This window comes from Streptomyces sp. NPDC111507 (assembly GCF_055638955.1).
This window is the reverse complement of sequence record NZ_JBVKBU010000019.1, coordinates 72,128-84,701: the sequence shown is the minus strand read 5'-3', so window position 1 is coordinate 84,701 and position 12,574 is coordinate 72,128. Positions and strand designations below refer to the sequence as shown.

At 69.2% G+C, this 12,574-nt stretch carries 11 protein-coding genes, 1 tRNA gene and 1 pseudogene; 5 read left to right on the top strand and 8 right to left on the bottom strand.

Translation table 11 applies throughout. The features are described from left to right. Positions 1-395 precede the first annotated feature (395 nt). Together ACZ7M2_RS44325 and ACZ7M2_RS44320 are read right to left on the bottom strand one after the other, a co-directional pair. On the bottom strand, positions 396-2,342 hold the full coding sequence (locus ACZ7M2_RS44325; protein WP_471600204.1) for an NAD-binding protein: 1,947 nt from the start codon (positions 2,340-2,342) through the stop codon (positions 396-398). A gap of 111 nt (positions 2,343-2,453) precedes the next feature. Next, positions 2,454-2,885, bottom strand: a complete 432-nt coding sequence (locus tag ACZ7M2_RS44320; RefSeq protein WP_471600128.1) for a (2Fe-2S) ferredoxin domain-containing protein — start codon at positions 2,883-2,885, stop codon at positions 2,454-2,456. 630 nt (positions 2,886-3,515) lie between these two features. On the opposite strand from ACZ7M2_RS44320, the gene ACZ7M2_RS44315 reads away from it, so the two are divergent. Then, complete coding sequence (locus ACZ7M2_RS44315; protein WP_471600127.1) at positions 3,516-4,790, top strand: glycoside hydrolase family 3 N-terminal domain-containing protein; 1,275 nt, start codon at positions 3,516-3,518, stop codon at positions 4,788-4,790. Between the two features lie 61 nt (positions 4,791-4,851). Here ACZ7M2_RS44315 and ACZ7M2_RS44310 read toward each other — a convergent pair whose 3' ends face one another. Together ACZ7M2_RS44310 and ACZ7M2_RS44305 are read right to left on the bottom strand one after the other, a co-directional pair. After that, entirely contained in the window at positions 4,852-5,199 is a 348-nt protein-coding gene (locus tag ACZ7M2_RS44310; protein ID WP_471600126.1) for a hypothetical protein, read from the bottom strand. Between the two features lie 170 nt (positions 5,200-5,369). Beyond that, positions 5,370-5,642 carry a hypothetical protein gene (locus tag ACZ7M2_RS44305; RefSeq protein WP_471600125.1) on the bottom strand — a complete coding sequence of 91 codons (273 nt, stop codon included), beginning with the start codon at positions 5,640-5,642 and terminating at the stop codon, positions 5,370-5,372. A gap of 471 nt (positions 5,643-6,113) precedes the next feature. On the opposite strand from ACZ7M2_RS44305, the gene ACZ7M2_RS44300 reads away from it, so the two are divergent. Continuing rightward, positions 6,114-6,188: a 50S ribosomal protein bL37 gene (locus ACZ7M2_RS44300; RefSeq protein ID WP_100661309.1), complete on the top strand. Its 75-nt coding sequence runs from the start codon at positions 6,114-6,116 to the stop codon at positions 6,186-6,188. Between the two features lie 93 nt (positions 6,189-6,281). Here ACZ7M2_RS44300 and ACZ7M2_RS44295 read toward each other — a convergent pair whose 3' ends face one another. Beyond that, on the bottom strand, positions 6,282-6,752 hold the full coding sequence (locus ACZ7M2_RS44295; RefSeq protein ID WP_471600124.1) for a GNAT family N-acetyltransferase: 471 nt from the start codon (positions 6,750-6,752) through the stop codon (positions 6,282-6,284). Positions 6,753-7,367: 615 nt separating this feature from the next. On the opposite strand from ACZ7M2_RS44295, the gene ACZ7M2_RS44290 reads away from it, so the two are divergent. The 3 genes and pseudogenes from ACZ7M2_RS44290 (at position 7,368) to ACZ7M2_RS44280 (ending at position 9,947) form a co-directional block, all read left to right on the top strand. Next, positions 7,368-7,598 (top strand): hypothetical protein, encoded by a 231-nt coding sequence (locus ACZ7M2_RS44290; RefSeq protein ID WP_471600123.1) that lies wholly within the window; start codon positions 7,368-7,370, stop codon positions 7,596-7,598. 263 nt (positions 7,599-7,861) lie between these two features. Beyond that, a pseudogene (locus ACZ7M2_RS44285) lies at positions 7,862-8,185 on the top strand (IS256 family transposase); the annotation flags it as partial. Positions 8,186-8,543: 358 nt separating this feature from the next. Further along, positions 8,544-9,947: a hypothetical protein gene (locus ACZ7M2_RS44280; RefSeq protein WP_471600122.1), complete on the top strand. Its 1,404-nt coding sequence runs from the start codon at positions 8,544-8,546 to the stop codon at positions 9,945-9,947. Between the two features lie 389 nt (positions 9,948-10,336). Here ACZ7M2_RS44280 and ACZ7M2_RS44275 read toward each other — a convergent pair. The 3 genes from ACZ7M2_RS44275 to ACZ7M2_RS44265 form a co-directional block, all read right to left on the bottom strand. Then, positions 10,337-10,410 (bottom strand) — tRNA-Pro (locus ACZ7M2_RS44275). Between the two features lie 28 nt (positions 10,411-10,438). Beyond that, the gene (locus tag ACZ7M2_RS44270; protein WP_471600121.1) at positions 10,439-11,239 is read right to left on the bottom strand and encodes a Pr6Pr family membrane protein; all 801 of its coding nucleotides are present in this window, start codon (positions 11,237-11,239) and stop codon (positions 10,439-10,441) included. Positions 11,240-11,558: 319 nt separating this feature from the next. Further along, on the bottom strand, positions 11,559-12,485 hold the full coding sequence (locus ACZ7M2_RS44265) for a metallophosphoesterase (protein ID WP_471600120.1): 927 nt from the start codon (positions 12,483-12,485) through the stop codon (positions 11,559-11,561). Between the last annotated feature and the right edge of the window lie 89 nt (positions 12,486-12,574).

Below are 12,574 nucleotides of genomic sequence, written 5' to 3'. Positions count from 1 at the left end.
ACCGAGGAGCTCTGAGGACGACATCGTTTGACGGGTCCCAGCGGCGGAGCCCCGCGGGGGTGTCCGGGGCGGAACCTTGAGGGGGTCCGGAGGCGGTGTCGTTCGGCGAGGGCTGGGGCGCAGCCCCGAGGGAGTCCGAGGGGCGTCCTTCGGCGGGTTCTGGGGCGGCGTCTTTTATCGGGGTGCAGGGGCGGAGCCCCGCGAGTATGTCGGGCGGAGCCACCGGCGGGGTCTGGGGCGGAGCCCCAGGGATGGGACGGGTAGGGGCGGCGGGGGCGAAGAAAACCCCCTCCCTCCTCCCTCCACCCCACTTCCCGCGCCCGAACCAGAACCGGCACCAGCACGACCGCCGGCACCGGCACCGGCACCGGCACCAGACACCCCCGAGACAAAAACTACGTACCCGCCGATTCCCGTCGCCGCCGCCCCAACAACTCCGCCAGCCCCCTCCGAGTCGCAGCCAACACCACCCGATCCTCCGCCCGAAGTACATACGTAGAGGGAAGATCCCAGACCAGCCCGGAACCGCCCCGCTCGCCCCCACCACTCCCCGCGGCGGACACCAGTTCACCACCCCGCCGTCCCCCCGACGCAGCCGTATCCAACGCAAGCACCCGCCACGCCCCCGCCCGAAACGCCTCCCCCACAGTCCGCCCCTCCAACTGCGGATGCCCACCCACCACGATGGCCGCGAACAGCAACACCCGCCGCTCCACCGGAATCGCCCCGAGGATCTGCCGCCCCATCATGGCCCCGGCGAACGCGGGCGCCGCCAGATGCGACACGCTACGACTCCGGGTCAGCGCCTGCGGATGCGCGGCCCGCAGGGTCCGGTACACGGCGGTGGCGAAGTCGTCGTCGTACAACCGCAGCACGACCCGAAGATCGGGCCGCAGGCTACGGGCGTACAACGCGGCCTCCAGATTCGTCGTGTCCGCACTGGTCAACGCGAGCAGCGCATGCGCCCGATGAATCTTCGCGGCTTCGAGCACACCCTCCTGAGTCACATCCCCCAACACCACCGGCACCCGCAACCGCCGCGCCAGCGCCAGCCCCCGCGCCTCCGGATCGGCCTCGACGCACACCACCGGAATGTTCAGCTCCCGCAGCCGCGTCAGCACCCGCGTCCCGATCTTCCCGACCCCGAGCAGCACCACATGCCCGGACAGCCCCCGCGGCGGCTTGCGCAACGCGGACCCGCCGCGGAACGTACCGAGCGCCTCCAGCACGGCGGCGAGCAGCACGGGCAGCAGCAACAGCCCGACGAGCCCGGAGAAGAGCTGAAGAATCTGCCGCCCGATGGGCTCACCGATGGCGGGATTGTTGATGGCGAAGAGATCGAGCAGCGTCAGATAGGTCGCCTGCAGCGGGGGCTCCCCGGTGACGACCATCGACGCGACCGCCAGCCCGACCACACACCCCACCAGCCCGGCGAACGACCAGCGCAGCCGCCGCGACAGCAGCGAGCCGAAGGGCACGACACTGCGCCCGGCGGACGGCGCGGACGCGGCGTACGACACCGTCTCCAGGACGACGGTCCCGCGCCCGGTGGCCGCCGCCACGGCCCGCTCGTCGGGCAGCAGCCGAGGCCCGTGCGACCCGCTGCTCTCCGAACCGTCGGCCCCGGCAGGGTCGTTGGTGGTCGCGGACAGCAACGCGAGCGTGCACAGCCCGGGATCGGCGACCTCGCCGGGCCCCGGCGGCGGCCGCTCCACCGCCCGCAGCATCAACCCATCGGTCTGGACGACCTTGCTGGTCCCGGCGACGGCGGTCGCGGCGAGCGCGGGCGCGGCGGTGTCGGCATCGGACAACACGGTGGTGGAGGCATCGAACCCGAGCCCCCCGCTCCCGCCGCCACCGTCTCCTTCACCATCGGCCACGGCCATGGCCAACGCCGAAGCCTGATCGAGGAGTTCCTCGATGTGCTGCCCGAGGCGCCGGTTGTAGAGCCGTATGACGAGCCGCAGCCGGGGATTGAGGCGGCGCGCGGTGAGTGCGGCCCGGATGTTGGTCTCGTCGTCGTCATGGACGAGCGCGAGGGCGGCGGCCCGTTCGACACCCGCCTCGGCGAGTACGGACTCGGTGAGTTCGGTGGCCTCCAACACCCGCTCTGAACCGGCGGGTTCGGCCGTCCGGTGGGGCGGCCCCTCCCCGTTGCCCGCGGCCCGGTTCACCGCCGCGGACATCCGGTCGAACAGAGTCGAGGCCCGCGCCCGCCCGACCACCGGCGGCCGCACACTGCGCTGGGTGGGCGGCACGACGAGGGTCACCCGTTCGCCGTAGACACCCCGCAGCTCGGCGGCCAGCCGGTGTGCCAGGGCGTCGTCACCGGCCACCACCATGTGCGCGGTCGTGTCGGTCGACGGGCTTTGATACGGAAGGGTCCCCACGAGGGAGAAGAGTGCCGCACTGGGAGGTGTGGTTCCAGAGGGCGGCCGTCGAACCGGCTCGCCTCAGCGACGCGTACGGGCCCGTGCCTCGCGCGGCGGCCGAACGAACTGCAACTCCAGCGCGACCGGAGGTTCGGCGACCCCCGGCCCTCCGGCCGACGCCCAACTCATCAGCTCCTCGGTGCAGTCGTCCCCCATCGCGAACCCGATCCAGGTTGCCCGAGCACCCCGGCGCCGCGCGTCCCCCGAAGGCTGCACGACCACGACATTGGCCTGGTCGCAGGGTCCGAGACAGTCCACGGTCCGCACCACGAACCGCCCCCCGGACGCCTCGGCCCCGGCCCGCAACCGCTCCAGCTGCCAGGTGTGATCGTCGTCGGGATACTTCCGCGGATCGCCGCAACAACACCCACGGCAGACGACCAGCGTGCAGGGCCGCGACGCGGCGGCACCGATCGCCACCGTACGAGACCTGCCGGCCGAGGCTCGGTTCAACGGATCGGCTCTCCTTGTCGAACGTACGTCTACAGCCGCAGACGATAGTTGACGATCCGTCGCGAGGTCCGTTGTCAGTGCCCGCGGTTATGGTCTCTCACGCGCGGTCGGCTTCCGGGGGTTCCAGCTCTGAAGGGAATGGTTGCATCCCCGGCCTGTCTGGGGGCGGCCCGGAGATCCGTCCGGGACCCAACCGACGGTCGGGCTTCGTCGATGGCCAGGAGGCAACCTGCCAGCGCCGACCGCGCACCACTGATCCACTCTGCCGGTGCCTTCTGATCGACGCCGGGCTCGGTGTCGCGCGGAGCGACTCGGACGTCGCCGTCAGCAACAGTGACGCGCTGCCGGACACCCTGACCGCGCTGGGACACGAGCCGCAGGACGCCACTGTCTCCACGTATGCGCCACTGTCTCCCGATCCCCTCAGAAGCCGGATTTCCCAGACAAGCCCTGACTCACGGCCGCTGGACTTTCGTCCGGCTCCGAGGCGCGAGATCCTGGTACTCCGACCGTGGACCAGCGAACAAAGGCGGGCTGGTGCGCCTCTCACGCGTCGTAAAAGCCCACTTCATGGTCATACGGCCCTCAGCGCGGCGGGTAGCGTCGCGCCTTCCCGAAGGAGGCCGGGCGATGAATCTCCCGCCGTACCGTGACCACAGAAGAGCGACAGCACCGCCGCGGCTCCCCGGCCGGGCCAGGAACACACGACGACTGAGCGCTGCCGCCGCCGTGGCGGCGATGCTCCTGGTGGGCTGTGACTCGGGCACCCCCAAGGCGTCCCCGCACTCCAGTGGTCCCGGCGTGTCTCTCGCCCCGTCCGCCGCGCGTTCCGCCTCCTCTTCGACCTTCGCTCCGGGCCTCACCTCCGCCGCCACCGCGTGTACCAACACCACGAAGCTGGCCGGGTGGTCGAACCGTCGGCTGGCCATGCTGACCATCGCCGTCCCGGTGTCGGAGACCTCGGTGTCCGGCGTCACGTCCGAGGTGAGCGCCGGTGTGGGCGGTGTGCTGCTGTTCGGCAGCAAGGCGCCGTCCGACCTCGGCTCCCGGCTGACCACTCTGAAGTCTCATGTGCCCGGCCATCTGGGCCTGTTGGTGATGACCGACGAGGAGGGCGGCGGTATCCAGCGCATGTCGAACCTCGTCGGGTCCCTGCCCTGGCCCGCGTACATGGGCGCGCACTGGACCCCGGCCCAGATCCAGCAGAACGTCACTAAGGTCGCCAAAAAGATGGCGGCCGCCCAGGTGAACATGGACCTCGCGCCGGTGGTCGACGTCGACGGCAGGAACGTGGCCCCCAGCAAGACCAATCCCGACGGGTGGCGGTCCTTCAGCGGCAACACCTCGGTGGTCTCCAAGGCCGGTGTCGCGTACATGAACGGGTTGCGCGCCGGAGGCGTGATACCCGTCGTCAAGCACTTCCCGGGCCTCGGCGGCTCCACTTACAACTCCGACTTCGGCCCCGCCCGCACCCTGCCGTGGTCCACTCTGCAGAAGGTGGGCATCCCGCCGTTCACAGCGGCCATCAAGGCCGGTGCCCCGGCCATCATGGTCTCCAACAACATCGTGCCGGGCCTGGGCACCAATCCTGCGAGCCTGTCACCCACGGCCATCAGCTCCGAGCTGCGCGGCAAGATGGGATTCAAGGGGCTGGTGGTCACCGACTCGCTCAGCGCCAAGGCGATCTCCGCCGCCGGCTTCAGCGTCCCCGCCGCCGCCGTCCAGGCCCTGCGCTCGGGCGCCGACATGGTCATGTTCGACCTGGGGGGCAACGTCAGCTCCCAGACGTCCTCGATCGCCACGGCGATCACCAATGCGGTGAGCAGCGGGCACCTCTCCCGCAGCCGCCTCATCGACGCGGCGGGCCACGTCCTGGCCGTCCGTCACGTGAAGCTCTGCTCCTGAGCCCGACTGAAGCTTCCTGCCGCAGAGGTGGGTCCGGGGTTGGTTGGACGCTGGACGCGGGCTACGGTCTGGGAGGTAGCCGCGCTTCGCTGCCGTACGGCTGCACCGGCACCTCAGGAGCCGTGCCCGGACTGCGGGCGAGCATCATCAGATACAGGCCGCCGATGCCGAATGCCAATCCTCCGTAGAAGAGCACGTCGCCGCTGTGCGGGGTGAAAATGATCGTTTGGTCCATGAGCTGCATGGCGAAGAAGAGGCCGAGCATCAGCTGGCCCCAGCCCCAGAGGCGTGGCCGTGCAATCGAGCCTCTGAGCCAGGGGAACAGCCAGGCCGTTGTCACGGCAGCCAGGCCGGGGCCGAAGCAGATCGTCAGGGCCAGGATCGCCGCTGCCCATTCAAAGGTGTCCATGTCCGAAAACCCATCCCTCACCACGCCGGCTCTGCGACTCGCTCCAGCAGCGCAGAGAGCATGTCAGGCCAGTCGTACGACGGGAATGGACAGCGGCGGTTGTTGGCGTGATCTTCACCCGGGCTGGGCGAAATTGAGCATTGAGCAGGTACTGAAGCGACAAGGGAGTGTCAGGGCAGGATGATCACGAACCCTCCGTCGTTGAAGAAGCGGTGGTGGTTGTCGAAGCGGTTGTCGAAGCGGAACCCGTGGTCGCCGAAGCGGTGGTCGAAGCAGCGCCCGCCCCAGTCATCCTGGCCCCCGCACCAGTTGGTGGTCACCTGAGTGTGCACGGCAGGGGCTGCTGCCGCGGCCGTGCCTGCTGTGCCGATCGCAGCGCCGCCGGCCATCAGAATGCCGACCGCGGACACCGCGGCGAGACGCCTCGCACGTCGTACTCGCATGAGGGATGCACCTTCCTCCATCGTCTCGCGCAGCTCTCAGCGGCACGAGATGGACAGCCGCAGCCGAAAGGGAGGAGCGGCACGGTCGCAGACGTCGCCTCGTACTGACGGGAGCACGTCTTGCAGCCAAGATCCCCTCTGCACGGGAACCAGCCGACCGGGGCGTATCCCCGGGCTGCGGCTCTCTTATCAGTACGTTGACGGCGCCCTTTTGGATTGCCGCGTCGGCCGAAAGCCCACGAAGGGACGGGGACGGTCCGCAGGTATCCGTGGTTGTCCGCCGCTGTGCGTCGCCGTTGTCACGCGGTTGGAGTGCCCCTCTTGCCCGACGGCTGGCTCCGGACGGAAACCCGTATGGTCGAGGGCTCTGACCTGGGGGTTCGCTGCCCGCGGCACCGCTGATGCGGACATCCCGGTCCAAATCTAGACTGGCAAGGGCGTAGAAAGTACTGGATTAGGGAGATATGAACCATGGCTAAGCGAGGGAACAAGCGACGCGCCCGCAAGAAGAAGAAGGCCAATCACGGCAAGCGTCCCAACGCCTGAGCCGACCGAGCAGAGAGCCGCGGGGAGCCGGACCCGACGAGACCGAGGCCGGCTCTCGGAAATGGGTGCCTTTCCGCGGTTTCCCGTGTGAGCTCACTGAGCGGGGAAGGCGAGCCGCAGAACGATCTCACCGTCGTCCATCTCCCCGGTGGGCTCGAACCCGAACTTCTGGTAGAAGGGCCACGGTTCGCCGTCGCCGGGCTCGTAGCTGGTCAGCAGCTCGGTGGCGCCGTCCGCGCGAACGAGGGCGGCGATCTCCGTGAGTGCCTCTCGGCCGATCCCTCGTCGCTGGTACCGCTTGTCGACGAGGAGGCGCCAGAGGAAGTGCCGCCCTTCGAAAAGACCGGACGGCGGCTTCCACGACAGCATCACGAAGCCGACCGGCTCGTCGCCTCGGTACACGGCGCGATACCAGGGATTGGCCTCCGGTTTCCTTGCCGCGTCCTTGAGCGACTTGGACACGGAGGCGACGAACTGCTTTTGGTCACGTCGGACCCGGAGGGCGCGTACTGCATCCCGGTTTGCGTCGGTGATCTCCCGTAGGTGCACACCTGGGGACCTCATGCCACACCCCTTCCGCAATCCGGCAGCCGCGCCATCCGAACCGACGTGAAGAGCCGCCACCGGACGGCATTCCCTTGTGCGTACGTGTTGTCGGGGACGCCAGGCTGGACGTCTGCGCAGCGTATGCGACACGGGCGATCTGGAGCGGGACTGGCACGCCGGACTGTGACCGCGTCCCTGCCGTGGGCGGGACACGGCACCAGTTCGGAAGATCGCGTCACCGCGCTGGATCTGACCTGACAAGACGCTGAGCTGCGAGTCTGATCCTGACACCGGCCGCGCCCGAACCGTCTACCACCCCGCCCGCGTCACCAGGACTCGGCCTGCAGGAACAGCGTGATCACCTCCGCGAAGAACCAGATGCAGAACACCAGACACGCAAGCCACAGCCCCCACAAGACCCAGCGGACCTCTCGTCGTATGCGCATGAGCGGATCATCCCCCTCGCGGCCCTGCCCCCGTCACCGGCCCGGTTCTCCCACCACTCACCCAACCTCCCATCCCGTCCGCCGTCGACCCACACGCAGGCGGAGCGGGAATGAGCAAGATCAGGGCGGGGAACGGCTCACCCCTGGCGATAAGTGGGACGAACACGGGCGCGTCTTCTCCTCGGCCGTGGGCAAGTCCTCGGCCGTGGGCAAGCCGCTCGACGCGACCAACCTCCTTCGTGCCGTCCATCAGGCGCTCAAGGATGTCGACGGGATCAGCGCCGACGAGCGGACGCTTCGGGAGCTCGGGCACAGCTTCGTGTCCCTGCTCTCCGACCGCGGCGTCCGCTGGAAGAGATCCAAGAGAGACCCGCAGCAACGCCAGAGGGCCCTTACCGATCCGGTAAAGGCCCTCTGAACTGCTATTTAGCTGTCGGGGTGGCGGGATTTGAACCCACGACCTCTTCGTCCCGAACGCGATTTCGGGGGTTGTTGACCTGGTGAGGGCGGCGAATGACTTGTTCCGACGCCCCTGGTTCCGTACGTGGCTGTCCACGGTCATCCGGGGCGCGCTGCGACGTTTGGCCCCCCGTTTGGCCCCCTGGACTGTCAGAGGTGACAGCTCATCTGACCCACGACAGGGCTACCACCACAAGGCCGTTGAGCAGCACAGTCAGCGACGTGCTGAGCGTAGTGAATGCTGATGGAACGACCGAGACCGGCTCCGTGATCGACGGCATCATCCGCGATGGTGCGAGGCGGATGCCGGCCGCCGCCTTGGAAGCTGAAGTCAACGCCTACATAGCCGAGTTGGCCGATGAGCGCGACGAGCGCGGGCGCCGCCTGGTGGTCCTCAACGGCTATCACCAGCCGAGGGATGTCACGACCGTGGCCGGGGTGGTCGAGGTGAAGGCCCCGGGGGTGAACGACAAGCGCATCGACGAGGCGACCGGCGAGCGCAAGCGGTTCTCCTCGGCGATCCTGCCGCCGTACAGACGCGGCAGCGCGTAAGGAGGGGCGGCGGCCGGGGCACCTGGTTTTCGGGGCCACCGGGGCTGCCCCGACCTGGCGTCAACCGTTCGGCGGAGCCCGAGCGCAGCTCGAACGCCAGACCCCGATGACACGTCACCAGGCCCGAACCCCCCTTCCATCACTTTTCGCGCATAGGTAATCACAATAAGTGATTGATGGTGAGGTGACCTGCCCCACTGGCGGAAGGCCGCCTCACCCCAAGCCAGCACGTCGGGAGACATCAGTGACCAGTCATCACGCTCCACAACACCCCCTCACCGGAGTGGAGGCAGAGCGAAGCCGAGCCCGCGCCGGCATCGGTACTCGTGAGCAGTGGCGGCGGGCAGGAGCCGTGGCGGGACTGTGCGCGGCATTGGCCGGCACCGCGCTGACGCCCGCGACCGCCGCACCGGCCGTCGCCGGGCCGGCCACCACCCCAGCGACGGTACGAGGAACCGACCCGTCGTCCACCTTCAGCTTCACCGGGGCTCCGCAGACCTTCGCCGTCCCCGCGAACGCGGTCGTCACCATCACCGCGGACGGCGCCGGCGGCGCCGACAACACCGGCACCGTCTGCGGGTTCACCGGGTCCGGGGGGACGGGGGCACGCGTCGTCACCACGCTGCCGGTGACCACCGCTCCGACGACCTACACCGTCAACGTCGGCGGCACCGGCGGCGCCGGCTGCAACGCGAGCGGCGCCGGCGGCTACAACGGCGGCGCCCCGGGCGGCACCTCGAGCAACCCCACGGGCCAGTTCCGGAGAGGTTCCGGAGGAGGCGGGGCGTCCAGCGTCAGCACCGGCACCAGCCTCCTCGTCGTCGCCGGCGGCGGCGGTGCCGACGGCGGCGCCCCCTTCGCCGGCACAGTCGCGGGGGGCAACGGGGGCAACGGCGGCACACCGGACGCCACCGCCGGCACCACCGGAGCATCCGATAGCGGTGGTTCGCCGGGATCCGGCGGGCAAGGCGGCAGCACCAGCACCATGACCGGCGGCACCGGCGGTGCGCCGGCCTCCCCCACTGGAGGCTGTACGCCGACCGCAGGCGACCCAGGAAGCAGCTTCACCGGCACCACGGTCGGCACCGGCGGCACCGGCGGCAACAACACCGGCGGCAACTGCGTGGCCGCCGGGGCCGGCGGAGGCGGAGGCGGAGGATACTTCGCCGGCGGGGGTGGCGGCGCCGCCACCCCCGGAACCAGCGGTCTCGGCCGCGCGGGTGGTGGCGGTGGCGGCGGAGGCAGCAGCTTCGCCACTCCGACGGGCACCGGGACGGCCTATACGGCCTCGGCGATCGGGACGGCGAACAAGAGCGGTCAGGTGATCATCTCCTACACGGTGGTCACCCCTTCCTTGACCATCACCAAGACCCACACCGGGAAGTTCGTCCAGGGCAAGCAGGGGACCTACACCATCAAGGTCGGCAACAGCGGGCCGGGCGTCACCGACGGCAGCACAGTCACCGTGCACGACACCCTTCCGCGAGGACTCACCGCCCGCAGCATCACCGGCACCGGATGGAACTGCCACCGGACCACCCTCACCTGCACCCGCAGCGACGTCCTGACACCAGGCAGCAGCTACCCACCCATCACCCTCAAGGTCAACGTCCCCTGCGGCTGCGACACACACCACAAGATCAAGAACAAGGCCACCGTCACGGGAGGCGGTGACACCACCACCCACACCGCCACCAACTCCACCACCGTCAAACGCAACAAACACTGTCACCGCGCCGGGAACGACCCCAGGTGAGCGATCGGTCGCGGCTGGTACAACAGCGACGAAAGCAGCAGAACCCGACGGGGCGGCGCTCCGGCCGTTGACGCAGTTCAGCGCCCGAGTGCGCCATAAGGGCTGGTAACAGCAAGAGAGTGTGGAACGTGCGCCCGCCCGGAGGAGCGAAGCAACGACGGGTGCTTGATGGAAGTAGGGAAGGTTCTGCCGCTCGTGCAGCGTCGGTTCTCAAGAGCACTGCGAGAGGGCCCGCACCTTGGTACGGGCCCTCTCGCATCGTCCGAGCTGCTTACTCGGGGAGTGGATTTCCTTGATCCACTCCCCGTTCACTCCCCAGAGGCCCCAAGGAACGAATCAGGGCCGGCCTCCCGTGAAGGAAGACCGGCCCTGACCTGGTGTTTCAGATGTCGGGGTGGCGGGATTTGAACCCACGACCTCTTCGTCCCGAACGAAGCGCGCTGCCAAGCTGCGCTACACCCCGATTGTCACTGCTCTCGCGGCGACGTCGTTTACTTTAGCCCACCGGTGGCCGGAGACGAAATCCGGTTTCTGGGGCGTCGGCCGCGGCGGCGGAACGGGTCGGGGCGGACGTGGTCCAGGGCGATGACGAGGAGAGCGAGGGCGTAGAAGGCGACGCCAAGGATCGCGGTGTTGCCGAGGATGCCCACGTAGCCGTGCCGGTCGACGTCCACGAAGGGGTAGAGGTAGCGCGCCGGGGTGCCCGGCGGCAGCATCTCTCCGCGGACGAGGGAAAAGGCCAGGTAGGCGAGAGGGTAGACAAGCCACGTCGTCGCATGCCGGACAGCGAACGGGGCCGGGCGGGTCAGCAGGAGCCAGTCGATCACCGCGGCGATGGGGATCACCGTGTGCAGGATCTGGTTCGACATCGCCTGCAAGCCTGCGTGCCGGGCGATACCCCCGATCATGGAGAAGCCGCTGGACGGGTCCGCCAGGATCAGGTGGTAGACCAGGCCCGTGATCGAGATGTAGAGCAGCGTGCCGCCCATGAGGACCGCGGGCAGCGGGCGACGCGCCGCCCGTGCCCGCCGGGCCGAGGCGACGAAGACCACCGCCACCAGCAGGTTGGCCTGGATGGTGAAGTAGCTGAGCACGTGGAGCGGACTGCCCAGGCGCATCTCGATGGCCACGCCCACGGTCGCGACGAGGGCGACCAGGAGACGGAAGACGGCCACCACGGGGCGGCGCACGGGGGCCACCACTGCCGTCGCCGGGACGATGAAGGGGTTCGGCGGGGGGATGCCCGGTATCGCGGGCAGGTCGGGTATGTCCCTGGGGATCGGGGCGATCATGCCCTCACGCTAAGCGTGTGGGGCGAATCGGGCGATATGGGTCACCCGGGTGGGTGACGGCCGAACGCGGACCCGCTCCCCACCAGCATCGACATCAACATCGACAGCAACGCTCTGATCGACCCGATCGACCTGCCCGGCGCGATCGGCCCCAACGCCCCCCGGCGACCCAGACGACCCCGACGACACCAACGACCCGATCGACCTGTACGGCGCCGTCGCCCCGGGCGCCGCTTCCGCTCGCGCCCTCGCTCGACCACCACACTCCGGCCGACCGCATCCGTCCGGTCCACCGCCGTCCGACCTGCTGCCGAGTGACCTACTCCCGAGCGACCAGCGTCAGCAGTGACGCCTCCGGCGGGCACGCGAACCGTACCGGCGTGTAGCGGTTGGTACCGCAGCCCGCCGAGACGTGCATGTACGACGTCTGCCCCTCCGCCGTGTGCCTGGACAGGCCCTTCACGCGGTCCGCGTCCAGGTCGCAGTTGGTGACGAAGGCGCCGTAGAAGGGGAGGCACAGCTGACCGCCGTGGGTGTGACCGGCCAGGATCAGGGGGTAGCCGTCCGCCGTGAACGCGTCGAGCGTACGCAGGTACGGGGCGTGGACCACGCCCATCGAGAAGTCGGCCGACTCCGACGGGCCGCCGGCGACGCGCGCGTACCGGTCCCGCTTGATGTGCGGGTCGTCGAGGCCGGTCAGCTCGATCTCGGCGCCTTCTATCTTGAGCGTCCCCCGGGTGTTCGTCAGGTTCAGCCAGCCCGCCGAGTCGAAGCCGTCGCGCAGGTCCTCCCACGGGTTGTGGATGACGCCCACGGCCGGCTTGTTGCCGTTCAGACCGTGCCGGCCCTGGGACTTCTCCAGCAAGTACAAAGCGGGGTTGCGGAGTCTGGGGCCGTAGTAGTCGTTCGAACCGAAGACGTACGCACCCGGGAACTCCATCAACGGGCCGAGGGCGTCCAGGACTTCGGGGACGCCCTCCTGGTCGGAGAGGTTGTCCCCGGTGTTGATGACGAAGTCGGGGCGCAGCCCGGCCAGGGAGCGCAGCCAGCGCTGCTTCTTACGCTGACCGCTCACCATGTGGATGTCGGAGACCTGGAGGACGCGGAGCGGCCGCATGCCTGGTGGCAGGACCGGGACCGTCACCCGTCGGAGGCGGAACGAGCGGGCCTCGAAACCCGCCGCATACAACACTCCGGCGGCGCCCACCGCCGTGATTCCCAGGGGTACTCCGTATCGCGCGCGCATACGTCCATCGTGTCAGACCCCGACAGCCCCGCTTGCCGCCCTGTGGACAACCCCGAATCTGTGGACAGCCTCGCGCCCATCGACGGCGC